At 55.4% G+C, this 21,627-nt stretch carries 26 protein-coding genes; 9 read left to right on the top strand and 17 right to left on the bottom strand.

The window, feature by feature from the left end; all coding sequences use genetic code 11:
- Positions 1-65 precede the first annotated feature (65 nt).
- Genes flgJ through flgB form a run of 9 tightly spaced genes read right to left on the bottom strand, consistent with a single transcriptional unit; the run spans position 66 to position 7,145 of the window.
- Positions 66-998, bottom strand: coding sequence for a flagellar assembly peptidoglycan hydrolase FlgJ (gene flgJ, locus BST95_RS07330; protein WP_084198725.1), 933 nt, complete (start codon positions 996-998; stop codon positions 66-68).
- Positions 998-2,122, bottom strand: coding sequence for a flagellar basal body P-ring protein FlgI (locus BST95_RS07325; RefSeq protein ID WP_084198724.1), 1,125 nt, complete (start codon positions 2,120-2,122; stop codon positions 998-1,000). Before BST95_RS07325 ends, flgJ begins: the two co-directional genes overlap by 1 nt.
- A gap of 33 nt (positions 2,123-2,155) precedes the next feature.
- Positions 2,156-2,824, bottom strand: coding sequence for a flagellar basal body L-ring protein FlgH (locus BST95_RS07320; protein WP_197484274.1), 669 nt, complete (start codon positions 2,822-2,824; stop codon positions 2,156-2,158).
- Positions 2,825-2,840: 16 nt separating this feature from the next.
- The gene (flgG, locus tag BST95_RS07315; protein WP_066057650.1) at positions 2,841-3,623 is read right to left on the bottom strand and encodes a flagellar basal-body rod protein FlgG; all 783 of its coding nucleotides are present in this window, start codon (positions 3,621-3,623) and stop codon (positions 2,841-2,843) included.
- 20 nt (positions 3,624-3,643) lie between these two features.
- On the bottom strand, positions 3,644-4,384 hold the full coding sequence (locus tag BST95_RS07310) for a flagellar basal body rod protein FlgF (protein WP_084198723.1): 741 nt from the start codon (positions 4,382-4,384) through the stop codon (positions 3,644-3,646).
- Between the two features lie 6 nt (positions 4,385-4,390).
- Positions 4,391-5,572: a flagellar hook protein FlgE gene (gene flgE, locus BST95_RS07305; RefSeq protein ID WP_084198722.1), complete on the bottom strand. Its 1,182-nt coding sequence runs from the start codon at positions 5,570-5,572 to the stop codon at positions 4,391-4,393.
- 42 nt (positions 5,573-5,614) lie between these two features.
- A complete protein-coding gene (locus BST95_RS07300; RefSeq protein WP_084198721.1) occupies positions 5,615-6,298 on the bottom strand; it encodes a flagellar hook assembly protein FlgD in 684 nt (227 codons plus the stop codon).
- Complete coding sequence (gene flgC / locus BST95_RS07295; protein WP_066057638.1) at positions 6,298-6,690, bottom strand: flagellar basal body rod protein FlgC; 393 nt, start codon at positions 6,688-6,690, stop codon at positions 6,298-6,300. The genes BST95_RS07300 and flgC overlap by 1 nt, the downstream gene beginning before the upstream one ends.
- Positions 6,691-6,722: 32 nt before the next feature.
- Positions 6,723-7,145: a flagellar basal body rod protein FlgB gene (gene flgB, locus BST95_RS07290; protein WP_084198720.1), complete on the bottom strand. Its 423-nt coding sequence runs from the start codon at positions 7,143-7,145 to the stop codon at positions 6,723-6,725.
- Positions 7,146-7,304: 159 nt separating this feature from the next.
- On the opposite strand from flgB, the gene flgA reads away from it, so the two are divergent.
- The 5 genes from flgA to BST95_RS07265 all read left to right on the top strand — a co-directional run bounded on the left by flgA (position 7,305) and on the right by BST95_RS07265 (position 11,548).
- Complete coding sequence (gene flgA, locus BST95_RS07285; protein ID WP_084198719.1) at positions 7,305-8,042, top strand: flagellar basal body P-ring formation chaperone FlgA; 738 nt, start codon at positions 7,305-7,307, stop codon at positions 8,040-8,042.
- A gap of 102 nt (positions 8,043-8,144) precedes the next feature.
- The gene (gene flgM, locus BST95_RS07280) at positions 8,145-8,417 is read left to right on the top strand and encodes a flagellar biosynthesis anti-sigma factor FlgM (RefSeq protein WP_084198718.1); all 273 of its coding nucleotides are present in this window, start codon (positions 8,145-8,147) and stop codon (positions 8,415-8,417) included.
- A 3-nt stretch (positions 8,418-8,420) separates the two neighbouring features.
- On the top strand, positions 8,421-8,882 hold the full coding sequence (flgN, locus tag BST95_RS07275; RefSeq protein ID WP_084198717.1) for a flagellar export chaperone FlgN: 462 nt from the start codon (positions 8,421-8,423) through the stop codon (positions 8,880-8,882).
- Positions 8,875-10,062, top strand: a complete 1,188-nt coding sequence (locus BST95_RS07270) for an EAL and HDOD domain-containing protein (protein ID WP_169843875.1) — start codon at positions 8,875-8,877, stop codon at positions 10,060-10,062. Before flgN ends, BST95_RS07270 begins: the two co-directional genes overlap by 8 nt.
- Positions 10,063-10,246: 184 nt before the next feature.
- Positions 10,247-11,548: a GAF domain-containing protein gene (locus BST95_RS07265; RefSeq protein WP_084198715.1), complete on the top strand. Its 1,302-nt coding sequence runs from the start codon at positions 10,247-10,249 to the stop codon at positions 11,546-11,548.
- Between the two features lie 17 nt (positions 11,549-11,565).
- Here BST95_RS07265 and BST95_RS07260 read toward each other — a convergent pair whose 3' ends face one another.
- The 3 genes from BST95_RS07260 to BST95_RS07250 are packed head-to-tail and all read right to left on the bottom strand — an operon-like array spanning position 11,566 to position 15,092.
- Positions 11,566-12,768: an acyl-CoA dehydrogenase family protein gene (locus BST95_RS07260; RefSeq protein ID WP_102106198.1), complete on the bottom strand. Its 1,203-nt coding sequence runs from the start codon at positions 12,766-12,768 to the stop codon at positions 11,566-11,568.
- Positions 12,769-12,779: 11 nt separating this feature from the next.
- Entirely contained in the window at positions 12,780-13,898 is a 1,119-nt protein-coding gene (locus BST95_RS07255) for an acyl-CoA dehydrogenase family protein (protein ID WP_205737343.1), read from the bottom strand.
- 9 nt (positions 13,899-13,907) lie between these two features.
- Positions 13,908-15,092, bottom strand: coding sequence for a hydroxymethylglutaryl-CoA reductase (locus tag BST95_RS07250; RefSeq protein WP_084198714.1), 1,185 nt, complete (start codon positions 15,090-15,092; stop codon positions 13,908-13,910).
- Between the two features lie 318 nt (positions 15,093-15,410).
- Here BST95_RS07250 and BST95_RS07245 point away from each other — a divergent pair, with 318 nt between their 5' ends.
- Positions 15,411-16,163, top strand: coding sequence for a 2OG-Fe(II) oxygenase (locus tag BST95_RS07245; protein WP_084198713.1), 753 nt, complete (start codon positions 15,411-15,413; stop codon positions 16,161-16,163).
- Here the strand turns inward: BST95_RS07245 and BST95_RS07240 are convergent.
- From BST95_RS07240 to BST95_RS20395, 3 genes are all read right to left on the bottom strand, one after another.
- Positions 16,152-16,925, bottom strand: coding sequence for a hypothetical protein (locus BST95_RS07240; protein WP_102106197.1), 774 nt, complete (start codon positions 16,923-16,925; stop codon positions 16,152-16,154). The two genes, BST95_RS07245 and BST95_RS07240, sit on opposite strands and share 12 nt — an antisense overlap.
- Positions 16,926-17,100: 175 nt before the next feature.
- Positions 17,101-17,295, bottom strand: a complete 195-nt coding sequence (locus BST95_RS20400) for a hypothetical protein (protein ID WP_240500277.1) — start codon at positions 17,293-17,295, stop codon at positions 17,101-17,103.
- Positions 17,292-17,516, bottom strand: a complete 225-nt coding sequence (locus tag BST95_RS20395) for a hypothetical protein (RefSeq protein ID WP_240500276.1) — start codon at positions 17,514-17,516, stop codon at positions 17,292-17,294. The genes BST95_RS20400 and BST95_RS20395 overlap by 4 nt, the downstream gene beginning before the upstream one ends.
- Before the next feature lie 160 nt (positions 17,517-17,676).
- Between BST95_RS20395 and BST95_RS19650 the strand changes: the two genes are divergently transcribed.
- On the top strand, positions 17,677-18,297 hold the full coding sequence (locus BST95_RS19650; protein ID WP_146004174.1) for a VOC family protein: 621 nt from the start codon (positions 17,677-17,679) through the stop codon (positions 18,295-18,297).
- Here the strand turns inward: BST95_RS19650 and BST95_RS07230 are convergent.
- Positions 18,228-19,232, bottom strand: coding sequence for an ATP-grasp domain-containing protein (locus tag BST95_RS07230; protein WP_229801701.1), 1,005 nt, complete (start codon positions 19,230-19,232; stop codon positions 18,228-18,230). The two genes, BST95_RS19650 and BST95_RS07230, sit on opposite strands and share 70 nt — an antisense overlap.
- Before the next feature lie 216 nt (positions 19,233-19,448).
- Between BST95_RS07230 and BST95_RS07225 the strand changes: the two genes are divergently transcribed.
- On the top strand, positions 19,449-19,796 hold the full coding sequence (locus BST95_RS07225; protein WP_084198712.1) for a hypothetical protein: 348 nt from the start codon (positions 19,449-19,451) through the stop codon (positions 19,794-19,796).
- A 24-nt stretch (positions 19,797-19,820) separates the two neighbouring features.
- Here BST95_RS07225 and BST95_RS07220 read toward each other — a convergent pair whose 3' ends face one another.
- On the bottom strand, positions 19,821-20,552 hold the full coding sequence (locus tag BST95_RS07220) for a hypothetical protein (protein WP_146004173.1): 732 nt from the start codon (positions 20,550-20,552) through the stop codon (positions 19,821-19,823).
- Between the two features lie 248 nt (positions 20,553-20,800).
- Between BST95_RS07220 and BST95_RS07215 the strand changes: the two genes are divergently transcribed.
- Positions 20,801-21,157: a DUF3127 domain-containing protein gene (locus BST95_RS07215; RefSeq protein ID WP_084198710.1), complete on the top strand. Its 357-nt coding sequence runs from the start codon at positions 20,801-20,803 to the stop codon at positions 21,155-21,157.
- Positions 21,158-21,627 lie beyond the last annotated feature (470 nt).

Genomic DNA, 21,627 nt, shown 5'->3' with positions numbered 1-21,627 from the left:
GTTGCTACTAGATCGGCCCAAAAGTGCAGGGTCTTGAGTAAATTGGCCAACATTTTTCTCACTCCCTAGGATCTCGACGAACGCGGCCGCAGGCCCTGATCGATTAATGCACGCAGTTTGTCGGCGTAAGCCGGATCAGTGGCATAGCCGGCTTCTGACAGCGCTTGGACAGCCTCGTCCAGCGATTCAGCGGCCCTGACTCTCTCGTAGCGGTCGCTCTCGCCCATTATCCGTGCGTAGTCCTGAAACGCTGCCTGCAAAGACTGGTAGACCCTGAAGCGAGCATTCACCTCGGCACGACGCCCACCGATATACTCGTGCGTCTCGACAGTAACACGCTCTCCGCGCCACTGCGGATCGGCTTTAATGCCAAAAATATTGTGCCCGTCACTACCGTCCGAACGCTCTATTCTGCGACGCCCCCAGCCCGTTTCGAGAATGGCTTGAGCAACTATCAGCTCACTGGGAATACCACTTTCCCGTGCCGCCGACCGCGCGTAGGGCGTAATGCGATCCACGAAGGCATCCGGACTCTCGCCATCGTCCCCTGCGCTTGGCACAGCATCCATCGGCAGCGGGCCTATTGGTTCGACAGGCTCGGGGATTGAGGCAGGCATGCCCATAGAACGAACTTGCCAAGCTGCACGCGGCGACGGCATTTTAGCCAGAGTTTCTCGGCCCGCGGGTACCGTCGATCCGGCGTAGGTAAGCTGCTCAACCAACATGTCGGCCAGACCAATCCCGCGCTCGGAGAGATGCTGTGCCCATTGTTTATCCATCATCGATTCGTAGAACGACAAGTGATTGCTACGGCCGAGATCAGACTTGAGATACGCATCGCGCATTGTCGATAGCATCTTACCGAGGAAAATCGCTTCGAACTGCTTGGCAGTTTCCCGCAGCGAGCGCTCATAGTTACCATTTTTCGCGTCCGTGCTGAGCTGGCCTAGGCGGGCAATATCGAGGGCGTACTGACTGGTCACATCAGGCAATGACATTAGATCACCTTCAACGAGGCGCGCAGTGAGCCGGCAGCTTTAAGCGCTTCCAGTATCGACATGAGGTCCACTGGAGAAGCGCCCATAATATTCAAGGCACTCACAACATCTGCCAATGCAGCGCCTTCCATCATATGCAGGGCGCCCTCACCCTGGTCAATGACAATCTCTGTATCGGGTGTAACAACAGTGCGACCGACATCTGCAAAAGGACCAGGCTGGCTAACCCCATAACGTGTATCGATCGTAATCGAGAGATTGCCATGGGCGACCGCTGCCGGTCGCAGCGTGACCCGACTGTTCATCACGACAGAACCCGTGCGCGAATTGACAATTACCAGGCTGTCATCGATGCGCGGATCCACCTCGATATTTTCGATGGTCGCCATGAAGTTCACCAACTGCCCGGGCTGCTCCGGTGCCGACAGACGGATAGCACTGCCATCGACGGGGTGGGCGACCTGCTGGTCGAAAACCTCATTGATTCTTTTTGCAGCCAGGCGGGCATTGTCGAAATCGGGGCGCTTCAATTGCAGGGTCAGACTGCCATCGGAACCCACGATATCCAGAGGCACCGTACGTTCCACCATACCGCCATCCGGAACTCTGCCACCGGCCAGCTGGTTAATCTGAACGCCGCTGCCTCCGGCCTCTACTCCAACACCACCGACATGAATGTTGCCCTGACCGATGGCATACACCAGACCATCAACACCCTTAAGCGGCGTCATCAATAGCGAACCACCGCGCAGGCTTTGGGCATTGCCAATCGACGAAACATTGAGATCGATGGTCTGACCAGAACGCGCAAAGGGCGGGAGCTCAGCAGTGACGACAACAGCGGCGATATTGCGGAGCTGCATATTGGCGCCCTGCGGAATGGAGATACCTAACTGAGACAACATGTTTGCCAATGCTTGACCCGTAAAGGGGGCCTGCATGGTTCGGTCGCCTGTCCCGTCCAGCCCAACCACCAGGCCATAGCCGATCAATGCATTGCTGCGTACGCCAACGAAATCCGCAAGCTCACCAATGCGCTCTGCACGACCGGCACCGGCATGCACAAGCAGCAGCAGACACAGCAGCAAGCGCGCCAGTATCGAAACATTGCCACTAACATACATCGTGCACGACTCCAGCTCTCAGCGAGCGACGAATTAATAAGGTGAAACGCTGTTGAACAGCCGCTGCAACCAGCCCATACGCTGTGCCTCTGAAATATATCCCTTGCCGGTGTATTCGATTTGGGCATCAGCCACTTCCGACGACCTCACTGAATTATCCTCGTCCACTGAAAGGGGGTTGACCACACCCGAAAAACGCAAAAACTCTGCACCCTGGTTGATCAGTATTCTTTTTTCGCCGACGACATGTAGGTTGCCGTTGATCAGGACATCGGCAACGGTCACGGTTATCGTCCCGGTTAACCGGTTGCTGGCCTGGGCGCCACCACTACCGGCAAACTCACTACTCCCGGAGATATCAAAGCCCCAGCGATTCAACTCCTCAAGACCCTCCGGCGTCGCAGTGGTTACCAGTGCACCAGTCCCCTCGCGGCTCGCCTGAGCGGAAGAGTTCTTGCTTGCACTCACCCGTTCATTAAGAACAATCGTGATGATGTCGCCCGGGCGACGCGGACGGCGATCCTCAAACAAGGGCATGTAGACACCCCGATCATGATAAATAGATCCATCGGCAACCGGGGCCTCCGGCTGCTGTATTTCAGCCTTGGGAAAGTTATCCGGCTGCGGGCTACCGGGCACTTGCGCACAACTGGACACGAGCAGTGACACGATCAACAATGTATTACTGTGCCTATTCATCATTTGTTATCTCATCGCTTTAGAGCTGGGTGAGCCTAGCCAGCATTTCGTCACTGGTCTGTACAGCTTTACTGTTAATTTCATATGCTCGCTGAGTCTGGATCATACTCACCATCTCCTCCACAACATTCACGTTAGAGGTCTCTACAAAGCCCTGATAAATACGACCTGCGCCATCGAGGCCGGGGTTACTTTCTGTTGGCGTCCCGGATGCGGTCGTCTCTACGAAGAGGTTTTCGCCGATGGCCTGCAAACCAGCTGGGTTGACAAAGGTGGCTATCGACAATTGTCCCACCTGGTTACTGTTCACATTTCCCGGCGTAACCACAGACACGATGCCGTCCTGACTGATAGAAAGCGATAGCGCGTTCTCCGGAATAAGAATGGCAGGTTCAATCGGGTAGCCGGACGCTGTTACCAACTGACCGTTCTCATCGACCTGGAAGCTACCGTCGCGCGTAAACGCGGTGTTGCCATCGGCCATCAGCACCTGAAAAAAGCCTTTGCCGTTAATCGCCAGGTCGCGGGAGTTGCCAGTTTCCTGCAGACTTCCCTGGGTGTGCAGCCGTTCGGTAGCCACCGGCCTTACCCCGGTACCCAACTGCAGGCCCGAGGGAATAGTGTCCTGACTGGTTGCGTCTGCGCCAGGTTGGCGCACCGTCTGATACAGAAGGTCCTCGAAGACGGCTCGCGATCGCTTAAAACCGTTGGTCGATACGTTCGCCAAATTGTTGGCAATGACGTCCATCTGTACCTGCTGTGCTTCCAGGCCTGTTCTCGATGTCCACAATGAGTTGATCATGCTAATACCTGTTTATTGTGTTAGCGCAGCGACAGCAGGTTGGCGGCACGCTGATCATTCTTTTCAACGTTCTGTATCACCTGCATCTGCATTTCGAACAGCCGTGCATAGCTCATCATCTCCACCATGCTTTTAACGGCACTTACATTGCTACCCTCCAGCGACTGAGTGGCGATTCTGGCCTCCTCGCTGGCGGGTAACATTCTTCCTGTCTTGGGCCTGAACAGGCCGTCTGCCTGACGGACCAAAACAGCCGTGGATGCATCCACAAGCTTGAGTCGACCTGCCTGGGTCACTGCATCCGGATCTTCACCGCTGCCGAGCGTGCTGAAGGTGCCGTCCTCACCAATGAATAAATCAGCCCCGAGCGGTAACTGCACCGGACCGCCATCGCCAAGCACCACAAAGCCACCTGCGGTTAACTGCCCATTGCCATCAACCTGCAGGTCACCGCGACGTGTATAGGCTTCTGTGCCGTCAGCGCCACGCACCGCCAGCCATGCATTGTCTTTCATGGCAATATCCAGGGTACGACCAGTGTACTGCACAGGGCCGGGTCTAAACTCGGAGCCCGGCGTCTGGGCGATCACCGAAACGCGGCTACCCAGGGTAGAGTTGTCGTTTACCGGCACTGAACGGAACGCAAGCAGTTGCTCTCTAAACCCTGTTGTCGCTACGTTTGCCAGGTTGTTGCTGATGACTGCCTGCGCATTCAAAGACTGTTGCGCACCACTCATCGCGGTATATACCACTCTATCCACGGTTTATTACCTCAGGTTAACCACACTTTGGAGAACTTCATCCTGAACCTTAATGGTCTGGGTATTAGCCTGGTAATTACGCTGCGCAATAATCAGATTAACCAGCTCCCGGGTCAGATCGACATTCGAGTTTTCCACCACGCCCGAAGCCACAGTGCCGGCCAGCCCCACTCCGGGAGCGCCAATAATCGGCTGGCCAGAGGAGGTCGTTTCAGCCCAGGCATTGTCACCCACAGGCTCCAAGCCCTCTGCATTGGCGAAGTTGGCAATGACCAAAGTGGATATCACCCGGGTCTGGCCGTTGGAGTAATTACCCACAACATTACCCAACTCGTCGATCGCAATACCGACCAAACTGCCCGAGGTGTATCCGTCCTGGCCCAATGCAGTAAGTTCAAAGTCATTGCCGAATTGCGTGGTACCGTCCAACTGCAGAGCCATATCAAGATCAGTAACACCACCACCGGGAGAGAACTCAAAACTGTCAAGACCGGCAGTACTGCTGAGCAAGCCGTTGGCATCGAAGTTAAGCGTGCCCGCGGCAGTGGCAATCTCTCCATCCCTGCCAACGCGAACCTCCCAGGTGTTGTCGCCCGTTTTGGTGTAATACAGCGTCGCGGCGTAATCGTTGCCCTGAGAGTCATAAATAGTCACGTTACTCGTGTAGGAATAAGTGCTGTCGTCAGTCGCGTCAAACGGCACTCCAAGACGATCGATTTCTAGCGTCGCCGCATCTAGGTTAAGCGTGGCGCTCACGGATGTGGTTGCAGAGGCCTCCAGCCCGCCAGAGGGTATGAAGATAGCTTCCGGGTCGCCACCAACTTTGCCGTCAGGGAAGCCAGTGAGCCTCGCACCCTGGGCATTGACGATGTAGCCATTGGCATCCATGTTGAGCTGACCGTTGCGCGAATACACCGTCTGGCCATTCTGGTCGAACCGGAGAAAGCCGGACCCGCTGATCGCTACATCGAGATTGCGCCCGGTGCTCTCCAGCGTACCCGAAGTAAATGTTTGCTGCACCGCAGCTACTTTGACGCCCAGCCCTGCCTGAGCTCCGGCGTAGACATCAGCAAACAGCGTCCGACCGGCCTTGAACCCCACTGTCTGGGAGTTGGCAACATTGTTACCAATCACATCCAGGTTGGTGGCAGCGGCATTCAAACCGCTTAACGCTTGTGAAAATCCCATACTATTGTTCTCCCGCTGGCCTGCTTGCCAGCTGTTACTCGATCAAAGAATCTGCCTCACTTCACTCAACAACACCGGCTCCATAAGCCCACCAAGATCGAGCAAGGGCTCGCCTGAGGGGTCGATTGATACACCGTTAACCAGTGCAAAAGCCGTTAATTCAGTAGGTACCGTTCGGGTGCCGGTGCCGCGTGCTGTGACGCGAAGTTCATAGGCGCCCTGCGGTGCCGGGGCTCCACTGGTCAGCTGGCCGTCCCAGTTTAAGGTCCGTAAGCCTGCCTCTATGGGACCCAGCTCCAGACTGCGAACCACCTCGCCAGCCTCGCTGACAATCTCGACTGTCACCGACTCCGCCGCCTCTGTCAGCTCAATGCCAAACGGCGTGGTCACGCCCTGATCCCCCACCAGTACCGTATTACCAGGCACCATGACACCGCGACCAATCAACATAGACGCCTGCAGTTGCTGACCGGCATTGATCTGGCTGTCGATGTCCTGCAAGGTACGGTTCAACTCTTCAATGCCGCTTACTGTATTAATTTGCGCCAGTTGAGATGTTAGCTCGGTATTCTCCAGAGGTTTGAGAGGGTCCTGGTTCTGCAGCTGGGCCACCAGCAATGTCATGAAGTTCGCTCCTATTGCATCTGCCTCACCACGGGTGGGCTGCTGATCAGTCTGGTTAACACTGGCAAGAACGCTGCTGTCATACACACTGGCTATAGGCATTAGTTCTCTCCCAGAGTGAGTGTCTTGAGCATCAGCTGCTTGGTGGTATTCATGACTTCGACACTCGCCTGATACGATCTGGATGCGGCCATCATGTCGACCATTTCATGGACCGGCTCCACATTCGGCTTGCGGATATTGCCTTCAGCATCGGCTAGCGGGTGATCGGGACGATACTCTGAGGCAAACGGTTTGTTGCTGTGCACAATTCCTACCGTTTGCACCCCTCCCATGCCGCCAGCCTGACTTTCGAAGATGAGATGCCGAGCCCGATAAGGCTCTCGACCGGGGCCGGCAACGCTACCGGAATTGGCCATATTGCTAGCGGCCACATTCAGGCGCTGAGATTGTGCTGCCAGGGCAGAACTGGAAATATTAAATATGGAGAACATCGTACTCACCTCTCTACCGTTGCCTTATTACGCTATTCCGACTGCATGGCTGTTCTCAGCCCTTTCAGATAGCTGTTGGCCAGCGTCAACGCTGCCTGATAACGAACCGAGTTATCAAGAAACTCCGCTCTCTCCTGATCAATATCCACACTGTTGCCATCGATCGAGGCCTGGCTCGGAATACGATAGAGCAGGTCGCTATTTCCGAACGAGGTTTGGACAGGAGTTTCGAGTGCTATATGTCCCTTTACTTGTCGCACCGGGTGCGCGAATTGTCTGGAAACATGTGAGTTGTCGGTTGCTTTGGACAAAGCGTCGGAGAAACGGATATCCGTCGCCTTGTAATTTGGCGTGTCTGCATTGGCAATATTGTTTGCCAAAAGGGTTTGCCTGTAGTGCCGCAAACCCAGATTCTGCTCATGAAACTGAAACATTGCATTGAGCTTGTCGTACATTGCCGTTCTCCCACCACTCATCACTACGACTCAAGCTTAGGCCGAATCTGCCGATAACAATGCGTGGATAAACGGCATTTTTATGTCGCTATCTCAGCCTTTCCCTGTACTTAATGCGCTTACACTGCGAAGCATAATCAACCGCCCCGGTAGTCAGCCATGAGCGCAACCGTTTGTATATATAAAGGCAGAGCCTCCTCGGCAATCGCCTGTGTAGTGGCGCTCTCCTTCTACCTGGCGATGACCATGACAGCCGCGCTGGCTGCGAGCGCAACGGACATCCCGGCGAACGATCCACGCACCATTGCTAGAGAGCACATTGAGACGGAATTAGCCCATGTCGGCACCAGTGTCTCTGCCACACTGCTTCCCAGTCGCCACGATCTTAGTGACTGCGCCAACCCGGTTGCCTTTCTGCAGAGCAAAAAATTCAATGCTAATGGCCGGCTTTTCGTGGGCCTGCAATGCCAGGGCGCTCTAGAGCGAACGGTCTTTCTTCCCGCCCAAATCAATGTTCAGGGCGCGTATCTGGTGGCTACTACGTCGATCAAGCAGGGCACGCTGGTGACACCCGCGATGCTAGAAGTCCGCAAGGGCGAGCTGACATCCATGATCGAATCTACATTTTCAGAACCATCTGATGCCATTGGTAAAATGGCAGCGCGCAATATAGAGCGTGGCGGGATTATCAAGCGCGCCTATCTACAGCAGGCTCTACTGGTCAGGCGTGGCCAGCCAGTGTTCTACGAGATTATTGGCAGCGGTTTCAGAATCAGTGGTCGGGGCGAAGCCTTACAAGAAGGTCACGCCGGCGACCTGGTGAATGTGCGCACCGAAGGCAGCAAATTACTCGCCGGACGACTGAGCCCCGAGGGCGTGGTAAAAGTCAGTTTCTAGTTAGCAACCAGTCCCACTAGAGCGCCAAACGCAATAGCCTAAAGTCTTTCCCAGTCTCGCCGATAGTCACTTTAGAACCCTTTAAATGTAGAGGCCGCGACAATGAAGATTAACAACACCAGCCCACCGGTGCCCTTACCCCTAAACAATCAAGGCAAGGCAGGACCGGCTCGCGAGTTAAGCAGCGGTACTCCCGGTACCGGCTCGACCAGTGCCAAGCTATCCAGCGAACTGCAGCAGAAACTCAGCGACTCCAGCTTCGACGTCAGCAGTCTGAGAGTTAACGAGGTACGTCAGGCTATCGTCGAAGGACGTTTGCAAATCAATCCGGAGAGGATAGCTGAGGGCTTGATCAACAACTTCAAAGGAAAGTAAGCAATGGATTCGCAATCTGACAGTGCCTTGCAGGCGCTTAGTGCCAAATGTAACGAGTTAACTGCTCTGGAAGATATTCTTACCCAAGAGCGTTCTGAGTTGTGCAGGATCAACCCTGACGGCGAGCAACTTCTTAGGATCGCAGAGCGCAAACAGACCTATTTTCATTCACTGCTTCAGATAGAAGAGCAATTGGCTACGATTCAGGAAGAAGTTGACTTGGCATCGATGAATGATGCGACCCCCGATAACGAGAGCCTGATGAAAGTTCAATTGCTCAACGACCTACACGACAAGGCTGTCGTTGTCAGCCAGTTAAACAAGGGTAATGGCCTGATGATCCATGAGCGGATGTTGAGCAATGAGCGCATTCTGGAGTTCATTCGCGACGCCAATCATAATTGGATATACGGTCCTGAAGGCACCACGGCACCCTATGAATCGCATATATCCTCCCATGCCTGACTCTGCACCACTACTGGCCATGCGCGCCATTTATGCGAGCGATCTAGAACTGGCTGCCATCGAACCACTGCTCGAAGCCAACCAGGACCGGCACTCCAGGCTCGCCACCATCGAACTGATCAACGAAGAATACAGCGATCTCATCGAAGGACCTGCGCAACGTCCAGCGCCGATCTTTCTGCCGGCACAACTTGCCAGCGCGCTGCCCCCGGGACTCTCGACAGAGTTGTTCGTGCCTGTTCTGAGCCCCCTGCAAGCCCAGGACAGCGATATCCAGGACGTGTTTCAACGTCTCGCAGACGCAGGTTACCGGCTTGCCCTAGAAGTCTCTGATGCACATCCACCACCCCCGGTTTCCTGGCTGCAGCAAGCCCACATCATCAAACTACAATACGGCGCACAGGGCATACAGGGCGCCCAAAAAATCGCCCAGGTGGCAGAACAGTACGACCTTGAACTAGCTGTAGACAACGTACCCGGCCATGAGGAATTCCTGGCCCTCCAGGAACTCGGCTACTGCTTCTTCTCCGGAATTCTTCTCGATAAACCGGACTGCGCCAGCGGTGGTCAACTCAGTAACAACAGGATGACGCTTCTGCAGTTACTCAGCGCGCTACGCGACGATTCCACCAATGCCAGCGACATTGAAACCATCGTCCTCAACGATCCAGGCCTCACCTTCAAGATTCTCAGGATGGTCAATTCAGCGGCTCTGAGCCTGAGTCGCGAAGTGGATTCACTCGCCCACGCGGTAAACCTTCTGGGCGTTCAGCAGCTGCAGCGCTGGGTAAGCCTATTTCTGCTGGAAACCGCGCCTGGGCAACCCACGGAACTCTTCCGAGCATCATTGATCCGCGCTAGGATGTGCGAGATACTCGCAGAGATGGCGGACAGGGACCAACCGCTGACCTATTTCCTCACCGGCTTGCTATCAAATCTCGATCTCATCGCAGAAATCCCCATGGACGAGCTTGTCGACCAACTACCGCTCAATCAGGAGATCCGCGATGCGCTGCTTGATAAGAGCGGGCCAATGGGGCAGGTCGTCGGTGAAGTAGCGCATTACGAAGCCGGTGAATTCGAGCAACTCACCTACCTGATTCCCAAGGCGCACTACGAGCCCTGCTATCGCCACTGCAATGCCTGGGCCACCCAGATACAGCGGTCCCTAAGTCACTGAGCCCGCAGCCCATGGCACCTAATAACAAAACGCACCGTAGAACTGACATTGCATATCGATGATAGTGAGCTATCGTTATCTTGATAATTGGTGAACAAGGATTGGCCACTTCCGGCGCCTAATTACAATGTCCGAGCATGTATCCACCCATTTGCTATACCAACTGTGATCTGCGAAGCCGCCCATGAAGACTCCCGCTCGCCCGATCAACGAGGATGCCAGACTAGCGTCGCTGGATAAGCTGCACATTCTGGACACCCAGAACGAAGAACGCTACGAACGTATAGTTCGCCTTGCGGGCATCGTTTTTGACGCTTCGGTTTCCTCCTTTGCGCTTGTCGATCGAGATCGGGTCTGGTTCAAAGCCAGTGTAGGTTTCGTTGACCAAGGGAGCGAACGCCCCCGGGACTTTGCCTTTGCCGCCCACGCACTTCTCAGCGAAGAGCCGCTCATTGTGCCAGACACCCTGGAAGACCCACGTTTTCACACCAACACCTCAGTCACCGGTCCAATGAAGATTCGCTCCTATATAGGACAAGCGATCAAGGCGCCGGACGGTCACAACATTGGTGTACTGAACATTGCCAGCCGCGCCCCCATTACAGCACTGACCCCCCAACACTATGATGCCTTGAGATTGTGCCGTGCCATGCTCGAGGAGGAGCTGGAACGGAGTCCAGCGTTCGAAGTAGGCCCTCAACAGCCCGAATCCGATCAGGAGCAAAAGCTCACGCCCATATGGCGTGGCCTGATGCTGACTGGAAACGACGCGAAGATTCTGCTGGATCAGAACATGCGCCTGCTCGATTACAACGGCACTGCCACAGAGTATTTTCTGCTGGACCAAGACCACATAGGTGATAATTTCCTGGCGCTGGAAAACTTACTCAGTTACCCCGGTCTGCAGCAGGACATCGGCGAAGTCATAACTCACGGTGTGGCGTTGGAACGCAGGATCAAATGCATACGGGGTCGGTACCTGATCTGCCAGATAACACCCTATCGGCAACCTAAGGAGTCCCGCTTTGGCGTCATTATCGGTCTACAAGACATGAGTATCGTGAGACGCCATCGATTACTGGCAGCGGTCATCAGCAAACTGCCCGGGAATATTGCTCTGATTGATCGCAGTGGAAATATTATTTTCACGAATGCCGCCTGGGACAGTTTCGCGAGACGCAATGGTGCTCCCATGTCGATGGGCGTCGCGGAGGGCGTTAACTATCTCGAGGTCTGTGACAATGCAGAGCTCGATGAGGCGAAATTAATCGGCGACGCGATTCGTGATGTAATCAGCGGACAGCTCGGTCAATTCTCCCACATGTACACATGCACAACAAGCGAGGGCGATCTAACCTTTCATATGAGCGTCAATGCTACACACGCCTTAGATGGCGCGGCGGTGATCTGTCATCTTGACGTGACAGACTGGACGGATCAGGGGCACTCCAGACAAAGCGACCTGACCCTGACCAGGCACGAATAGCCTACGCTTCGCTGCGATTACTTGAGTTCACTAGACGATTTACCCAGCACCCCCCGGGCCACAATCAATTGCTGAATCTGCTGCGTGCCCTCGAAGATATCAACGATCTTGGAGTCACGGGCGAACTTCTCCAGCAGGTGTTGCTCGCTGTAACCGAGGCTTTGGCAAAGCTCCACACAGCGCAGAGCAACCTCATTACCCATGCGACCCGCCTTCGCCTTGCACATCGATGCTTCCACCGAGTTCGGCTGGCTGTTGTCAGCCATCCAGGCGGCTTTGAGAGTTAGCAGACGAGCGCCTTCCCACTCGGCTTCCATCTTATAAAGCTCTGCCTTGATGGCACCGACATTGTCGGGTTTTTCCCGGTAGTCCAGCTCCACACCTTCTTCGGCTAACAGTTCACGCGCCAGATCAAGGGCCGCGCGGCCGATGCCCAGCGCCATAGCCGCTACCGGCGGGCGGGTGTTATCAAACGTCTGCATAACCCCGCCGAACGCTTTTTTGCGGCCGGCCGCATCTGCGGCAATTTCGGCGCTACCCAGCAGGTTCTCCATAGGAATACGACAATCGACGAAACTAATAGCCGCCGTATCCGAGGCCCGAATCCCCATCTTATGCTCCAGGCGCGTTACTTCGCAGCCGGGAGTCCCCTTCTCTACAATAAAGGATTTTATGGCGGCCTTGCCCAGAGACTTGTCGAGGGTTGCCCACACCACCAGGGTGTCACTGAACTCGCCCCCGGTGACGTAAATCTTCTCGCCATTGAGCACCCACTCATCACCATCGCGCACCGCAGTGGTTGATATGTTGGCCGAATCAGAGCCCGTGGAAGGCTCGGTAATACACATGGCGGCATAACTTTTGCCGTATTTCTCGCGCTGCTCGGCCGTACCTACTGCGTTAATGGCGGCGTTACCCAGCCCATTGGTGCGCATGCCGAGGAATAAACCAAGATCGCCCCAGGCAAGCCCCTGCAAACCAATGACAGCACCCATGTTGCCACCGTTAACGGTTTCATCAGCGGGGTGTTCCTGGCGGGCGTCACCGGAACCGCCGGACCTGCCTGCCTCAAGCAGCTTTACCACTTCATCCATTTCTTGCGGGTAGGTGTGCTCTTCTCGGTCATATTTGCGCGAGTAAGGGCGCATCATGTGCTCCGCCAGCAAGCGCACATTTTCATAAAGCTTCTGGTGCTGTTCAGACAACTCAAGCTGGATCATGGCTCTTCCTCCTATACACTCGCTACGCCGTCAAGCAAGGCAATTGATCGCATATTGCGATACCACATTTCCACCGGGTGCTCACGACAGTAACCGTGACCGCCCAGCAACTGTACGCCGTCGGTGCCTATCTGCATGGCATATCGACCACAGGCAACTTTGGCGAGATAGGCCTGCTCGTGAAACGCCTTGCCCTGCTCTGCCAGCGATGCGGCACGCCAGGTCATCAGGCGCATGGCTTCCAGCTCGATCGCCATATCAGCGACCTTAAAAGCCACTGATTGGCGGTTGCTAATAGGCTCGCCAAAGGCCTCTCGCTCATTAACGTAGACCTTGGTGTAGTCGAGTACGCTCTGTCCAACGCCCACTGCGAGCGCGCAAATGCCTATCCGCGACAAGTCGACAAACCGCTGCAGGTCGAACTCGCCGGCACCAAGAATCGACTCCGCAGGCAGTGTCACATCAGTGAATTCCAGAGAGGCCAGTCGCAAAGACCGCAGGCCCATATGGGTTTCCGCTGCGCGCGTCATGCCCTCAGGCGTGCCTTCAACGATAAACGCGGCCGCGCCCTCACCCTCCACGCTGGCGATCACCAGCAACAATTCGGCGTCAAGGCCCAGCGGCACCATGCATTTCTTACCGTTGAGTACATAACCGCTCTCGGTTCGACGGGCAGTACAGGCCAGCTGCTCAGGATCAAAGGTCGCCCTGGGTTCCAGCAATGCCGTCGTCGCGGGCACAAACACACCCTCACAGAACTTCGGCAGATACTGCTCGCGCTGCGCATCACTGCCCTGGTCCAGCAGTGTATTAACGAAAGCCTGAGGCATCACAGCGCCAAGCGCCAGTGACATATCGCCCCGGGCAAGGTCTTCCATAATCAGTGCATTGGACACCGGGCTACGGCCCATACCCGAACCGCCGAGTGCCTCTGGGATGGGCAACATGGTCAGCCCCAGTTCTGCCGCCTGGGCATAGAAACCGACCGGCGACTCGCCTGAAACATCCGCGGACTTTGCCAGAGCCCGCATATCGTTGTCCGCCAGTCGCTGCAGGGTATCCCTGAACATGAGCTGCTCTTCACTCAGGGTCAGGTCAAACATCGGGGCTTGCTGTGCCTTGCTCATCATTGATCTCGCTTATCGGTTACGGCCGAGTTTCTCGTGGGCGTCCACCCATTCATTGGTCCCTGTTTCCTTGTCGGTCTTGGTGGCGGAGACAAGTGACAATTCCCCCGCCACAACCAACCCGGCTGCGATTTCGAGCAGCTTGTAAGCCTTGCCCTTCCCGTAACAGCCCATTAGCTCCAGGCACTCGCGCTGCGTGGCAAGGCCGGTACCGCCACCGTAAGTCGCCATAATCAATGCCGGCAGTGTCACGGAATAATAGAGATCGCCCGCGGTGTTCACATAGCTGTACACGGAGCACTGGTTTGCCTCACCAATGTTGGCCATGTCCTGGCCCGTCGCCATAAACAGGGCCGCCAGGCCATTGGCCGGGTGTGCCGCGTTATTGGATGCGCCAGTAAGAAAAGCAGCCAGCGTATTCACACCGGTACTATTGCGCAAGTGCTCAGGCGTCGTCCGCAGTACATCCGACAACACTTGGCGAGGGATGGTAATTTCCGCCGTCACCTTCCGACCCCGCCCTTTCAGGGAGTTTACAAACGATGTCTTCTTTTCGGTGTCCATACCGCCGGACAAACCGTATGTGCGCAGCTTGGGGTAGTTGGCCCGAATCCACTCACAGGCTACGAATGTGGCACCGCCAGTCATATTTTGGCCCGCTGCGTCGCCAGTGCTGTAGTCAAAGCGCGTGTAGACCATGTTGTGTACCGGGTACTGCTCGATCTCCAGCAGCTTACCCACTGAGGTGGTGGATTCCGCCTGGGCCTTGATCGCCGCAAAATTGTCGCGAACCCAGTTACCAAAGTCGCGGGCATCGCGCGCATTCTTGAACATGAATACCGGTGCACGCTGCATCGCCTCGCCCATAACAGTGGTGGTGACGCCGCCGCTCTCGCGGATGACTCGCATACCACGGTTATAACTTGCCACCAACGTACCTTCGATCGTTGCCATTGGGACGTAAAAATCACCCTGGGCGTGCTCACCATTTACCACCAGCGGGCCCGCGACACCAATGGGCACCTGAGCCACGCCGAACAGTTGTTCACAGTTGCCCGCCATGCTCTCGGGGTCGAAGGTAAAACCCTTGGTGTGATGCAGCGTAGTGCCGGCCTTGTCTTCCAGAAATGTCTGGCGCTCGGCAATCATCTCCGGTGTGTAGTCGTTTTCCTTACTGCGGGGGATTTTCGTGCTCATCGCTTACTCCATATAGACGATGTCAACATTTAATCGGAAGATACCCGTTTATATTGACAGTGTCAATATAAAGGCTGCGTGCATGAAGGAGCGCCTGCCCTGGTCACGCGACCAGGAGGTTGCCGGCTGCTCGGGGCCAGGCAGGCGACAGCGCTACTTGCCATCCCGGCAGCATGAGGTAGATTGCCACGCGTTTGCTGACCGTTGTCAGCGTCTGCTCGGCAATCAGATGCGCACTACATCGCAGTGCCTCAGGTCACAGTTGGGCTAAACTACTTCGGCCGCGCAAGCGGCAAATCACTGCCATAGGAAATGTGAATGCAGGACGACCTATACGTAATCGCGTGGGAGACAGGCTTTAGCCCCACACCCATGCCCACCTGGACTGACAGGCCCGGCACTGTAAACCCCTATAAAGACGCGCGAAACGAAACCATTACCCGCGTAGATATTCCCGACGTCCCCGGCGCATTCCAGCTGCTCAATATTCTGAGCGAGCAAGAGGCCGACAATATTGTCGCCATTGCCGAGTCACTGGGGTTTCACGAAGATTCGCCGGTATCACTGTCCCACGATGTGCGGCACAACGAGAACATGAACTGGGTTGTCAGCGAGCACATCGACGGCACGCTGTGGGAGCGCTCCCAGGCGCTGATCAGCGAGAGCGTTGGCGGCCAGCACCCAACCGGGCTCAACGCGCGCTTTCGATTTTACCGCTACGGGCCAGGTGACTTCTTCAGCCCTCACACCGATGGCGCATGGCCTGGTAGCCGCGTCATTGACGGCGAACTCATCGCCGATGCCTATCCCGGCCAGTACAGCCAGTTCACCTACCTCATCTTTCTCAGCGATGATTATGAAGGGGGAAAGACACAGTTTTTGGTGAGCAAATCGGATGTGAGCCAACCAGCCACTCACAATGAAGATATCAATGTGGTCAGCGTTCATACTCCCAAGGGCGCCGTGCTGTGCTTTCCCCACGGCACTCACCCCCAGCATTGCGTTCACGCCAGCGAAAAGATCCGCAGTGGCGTGAAGTACATCATTCGTACGGAAATACTATTCGCTTAAGAGGGTCTTCGCCTGATTCAGTTTTGCCTGCATGGCGAGCACCAAGTCGCGCAATGCATCCACTGACACGCCAGCGTCGATCGCCTTGGGCAGGCGCACATTGAAGTCGACCTCAAGGTCTTCCGTTAGTTCGGCATCGCGCTTCTCGATCGCATCTTCAATGCTCTCGAACTGTTCGGCATAAGCTGCCGTAGCAATATTCCTGGCTTGCTCAGGCAATTGTTCCGCGTACTTCGCGAGGACCCGATCCAGGCGCTGCTTGATAACGTCAATCGTTTCAGTGGGTGAGTCCGCCGAGATCGCTGTGTACTCAGGCAGCAGGCCGCGTTCCTGATATTGCGCTGCGACCTTTACCGCGCCCAGTGACTGCCAAAGCACACTCTCAAGTGACGCCTGCGCCGCCCGCACATCAGCCTCAGGCTTGCCTTCATCCATCGCCGTCTTAACGGCGAATAGCCCTTGCCAGATACTAGCGTAGAGCGGGATATAGTGCGTTTCTATTGCTGAATGAAAATCCACGGCTTCCCAGTGATCGACAATGGCATCGGTACCGGCGGCAGCGCTCCCTTTGGTCTCGTAGGTAGAGATAATGCCGTCGATTTTGCCGATGAGCCACACCACTTCTTCCGTGTACTCATCAACGTGTTCAGACAGTGCATTAACGTGATCACCAACGGCGCCGCTCGCACTTACACGAGTGGCAAAGAGCGCCACCAACATGCCAACACTCAACAGTTTCCAGGTCCTGGTCAGCGCCAACATTCACACCTCCAATACTTAATTGCGAATAATATTCATTTACAATCAAGCATAGCGGCTACATGTGCATAGATAAAGCACAAATTTTGCGATTCAATGCGCGGCTGTGAAAACTCCCCCGGAATGAGGACGCGGCAACATCACCTGCGGAGATGGCCGGTCTGAACCTCACGGCCAATTAGCTGAGCAAGGACTTGGCCGCGCCCATCAGCCCACCCAGGCCGCCAACAGATTCCAGTAGAGCCCCACCGCTGCTCGACTGATCCATCAGCTGAGGCAATACCTCCGCCAGCCCGTTTGCAGCAGTGCCGGTGTCGGTACCGATACTGCCGGCGAAATCGGCCATCGGGCCCTCGCCCATTAACCCAGTCAAGCTCTCTGCGCTGATGGGGAATTTGCACCGTCACCCAACCAAGAGTTCACGATGTTGCCCAGTTCACCACTGCTCGCCATCTTGCTGGCGAGGCCTGCAAGGTCAACATTGCCCTGACCATCGCCCAACAGCGTGCTTAGCGCACTCCGAATGGTCGCCTCATTAATTTGCAGTCCCAGTTTTTGTGACAATAACTGGGCACCCATTTGCACAATATCCATCACTTCCTCCCCGTTGCACCGGTAAGTGTCACTCAAGCATAGACGAATTCCCCGAGCCCGCGAATCAAAAATGCAACCGTCAGCCCACCGCCCATTTCGCGAGCCATCACTTCCTATCCTATAGTGAGGGTCACACAACAATCCGGGGGGAACAGCATCAATGAACGGATTACTATGCGCGCTAACAGCCTTGCTAACCGTGGCAGCCTGCAGCGTGAGCGATGTCAATGTACCCGCTATTAGTAGCGGCAGTGATCGACTCGCGGGAAAAATCGTGTGGCATGAACTACTGACCGACACGCCGGCAGAGACAGAACGTTTTTACGCGACTTTACTGGGCTGGGAATTTCGCTCCTTGCCCGACGCCAACCTCAATTATCGAATGATTTACAACCAGGGCCGTCCCATCGGCGGCATGATAGACCAGACACAGCTGGCCACCTCCGCTGACATCTCCCAGTGGGTTTCGCTGCTATCGGTTTACGATATTGCCGCGGCGACTGATGCTGTGGCCGACAGCGGCGGTACGGTTTATACACCCCCGACTTCACTCGGTGATCGCGGCGACATCGCCACGGCAGCGTCGGTATCTCCAGCGGCTATAGCTCCTGGGGAGGCCGCGGCTGTGGCAGCGGTATCCATACCAGCATCTCGCTGGGCGGACGGATTCTATAATCGCGTCACACCCGTTTGGCACTGGGCCGATAAGGCTCAGGCCTTAACGGGCGCCAACGCCTCCAGCTCCGCAGCCAGGTATTGCGCGAGTTGCAACATGGCGTAGCGCTCGGCCACAGCCTCCGCATCGGAGTTGTAGTTGGTATTGGTGTTTACGTCGTAGGCGTAGATCTGACCAGCGTCATCCTCAATCGCTTCAATCCCTGCCACCTGAATATTGTTGGCCTGCAGGAACGCTTCGTATTGGTCGATAAATTCAGGGTGGTAGTCAGTGAGAATTTCAAACTTGGCTTTGGGCTCCTCGGGCTGCCCCTCCACCGGACAAAACATGGTGTCGATGCTGCAGGCGTCCGCCGGGCAGAGTTCAAACCCCTCTGAGGTATCAATTTTCACTGCGTAGAAAAATTTCCCGCCGATAAATTCGTGGCGAATAATGTGCGGAGTGGGGGCCTTGATGTACTGCTGGATTAGCGTGGTACCGTCCACCGGGGCATCGTACGCGGGACTATAGAGATAATCTTCCAGGGCCTCGATGGAGTGAAACAGTTGTACCCCCTGCCCCTTGCCAGCGCGATTGTGCTTGGTGATAAAGCTATCCATACCCAGTTGTCGGGCCGCTTCAACCACGTTATCCCTGCCAACGGCGGCCAGTGTTCTCGGCGTGGCAATGCCCGCCTCATTCAACGCCATGTACTGGTTAACCTTGCTCACTTCCAGGCGCAGAGCGCGGCTGCCGTTAATCACTACCCGGCCATGGCGCTCAAGCCACGCCAATACACTTTCGGTGAATTCCGGCGCGTAGCGGTGATCGCGCGTATGCGAAGACGCACTGATTCGACTGTAAAACACGCCCTCAGGTGGCGCTTTTGACAGATCCAGAAGCCCCTGATCGAGGTGCCACATTTCATAGGGCACACCCAATTCCTCGAGCCTGACCTGCAGGTGCGAGGTCCATTCGTCGTGCTCGTGCAGCACATATACTTTCGGAGTAGAGGCGTTCATAGCCGCGCGCAGCGGTTGCGCTGGAAGTGCCGAATTCATACCAGTTTTGTCTCAGTTCAGGGGAGAAGCGGGCCTGTGGTTACGCAGGTATACGCAGGGAGGCCCAAGGTGGCGCACTTTAGCCAAAAATTGATCAATTTTCCAGCTCTGCGCTATCACCGCCAAGGCGCGCCATACGGGGCACAACAGCCATGCAAGCGGCCGCTGTCTGATCTGTGGTTGATGCAGGCATCCCATTGCACAGGGCGATAAACCGTGGCAGAAGACGACGAAGACAGCGCTGAAGAAGAATATAAGTTTCCCGAGTTACATCGCGACGAAGAACTGGACCACGATGGCGTCGAGCAGGTTGTTATTGAGCGCTTTGTTCGCTATCGCTTACCCTTCCTGCTCAAGGTCAAGGATGAAATGGACCAGGGCAAGGTGCTCACGGAGGGTGAACTGGTGCTGATGAGCCGCATGGTCACACGGGCACATCGCTTTAACGACCTGGTCTACGATCATCCTGAGCTCAAGGAAACCGTCGCCAAGATCATCGATCTCATTCATGTGATTGTCGGCGAGGCCGTGCACAACGCCACCGAGCCTGACGATCGAGGCTGACTCCGCGACGGGCGCCTCGGTACGCTAGTTACAGAACCAATCCCTCACCGCAGGCAACGAGTACTGCGGATCGGCAGCGTAGTTAGTGAGCTGCACCAACAGTGGCAACGTGGTTCTGCCTGGCTGGGCGACGTTGGCGGTGAGGTAACCGTAGAATTGTCCGTCGGTGTCGCGAATGACCGGAGCGGCGGTGGCGAAAATATTCCATGGACTGTAATTGGTGACTAGGGACCCGAAATCACCGGCAGCGTTCCAGATACTGTAATGGGCTAAAGCAGCACCATGGTTGCCGTTCGCATTGCACACTGAATCAAGAAAGGTTCCCGGACAATTGAGACATCCCAGATAAAACTGTTGTTCGTCACCCCCATAGAGCAGCAGAAACGGCGCCGTGGCCTCAAAGACTGGCTCCAGATAGAACACCTCATCTGACTCCAGCACTGCCATCAGGCTCGCATTGCCTTCCATACCCGCGGTGGTGAGATGGCAGGCTTCCACACTGCCACCGCAAAGGCCGCGGTCACGAGTTCGCCAGCCCACAAAAGTAAAGCCCTCGGCGGGCAACGCAGTAAATACCTGGTCGAAGAACAAGTCGTTGACGTCCAGCCGACAGATTTGGCCCGCTTCGCAGCGGACATCACCGGATGTCGTGACCACAGCGCCACCATCAGGCACATAGATTTCGATCTTGCAGCCGGCCAGAAACAATGCTGCAACTACTCCAAATACCAACCTGACCATACTACTGGTCTTCATGCCCGATGCCCTAGTGCCTTACGTTTCACAGCGACATCATCCACTCTGGATGCCGCTTTACAGCCATGCTAACTGCGGCCGTGCCCATAGGCCAGAGTAAAAATCACCAGTTACCATTAAAGTCGACGCCTGATCATAAAATCAGCAATTACTCAACTGGCAGCGCTAACCGAACACGAGAAAAACGCCAACGCACTGCAGAAAAACGCTATGATACGTACTGGCATAAATAACGCGGATTTATCAGGGTGTCTTACGAACTTACCGGCAAAATCAAACTCATCCAGGATCTCAAGACCTTCGACAGCGGCTTCCGCAAGCAGGAGATGGTGGTGACCGTCGACGACGGCCGATACCCCCAGGATATCAACCTCGAGTTTGTGCAGGACAAGGTGGCGCTACTGGAAAGTCTGCAGCCCGGTCAGGAAGTGACAGTCACTTTCGATATTCGTGGCCGCGAATACAACGGCCGTTATTTCAACAACCTGCAGGGCTGGAAAATTTCTGCCGCGGCAAGCGACAGCGCCCCCATCACCAACGACTACCCGGATACCGCGCCCCCTGCATCCCAGGGCGGCAGCTTTGACGACGACATCCCGTTTTGACGAGGTGGTTTCTACCTTCTGTACACCAAATCGCATAAGTCCCTGCTAGAAAACGACTTTTATTAAGATTTGAGCGAAAAACTGTAAACCACTTCGGTTTTGTGGAGTGTCGTCCGTTAAGCGTAATTTTATGTTTACCAAAACGGTCGGCACATTCGCCAGATAGATACCCTCATAGTCGACGAGGTTGAGCGGTTTCTGGTCATTCGCCTGGACGACCATGCCCTCGATTTCTTCCCGACCCTTTATACCACTGAAAACTTGAGGCATGGCCTTGCTACCAACTCTATTAACTATTTCTTGCGAGAAATTCGACATCTTCAATTCTGGGAAGAGATGGAGGAGCGCAAGCTGTTATGGGAAATTGCCGAGGGCTATTTCCCTTCAACGGAGCCTTTTTCTTATAACACGCGGCCCTCCTATTGGAGGACCCTTGGCACAAGATTGGCGCTGTGGTGTGTTTACCGAAC

It is taken from the genome of Halioglobus japonicus (assembly GCF_001983995.1).
Lineage (GTDB): Bacteria > Pseudomonadota > Gammaproteobacteria > Pseudomonadales > Halieaceae > Halioglobus > Halioglobus japonicus.
This window is presented reverse-complemented; position numbering and strand designations above follow the sequence as displayed.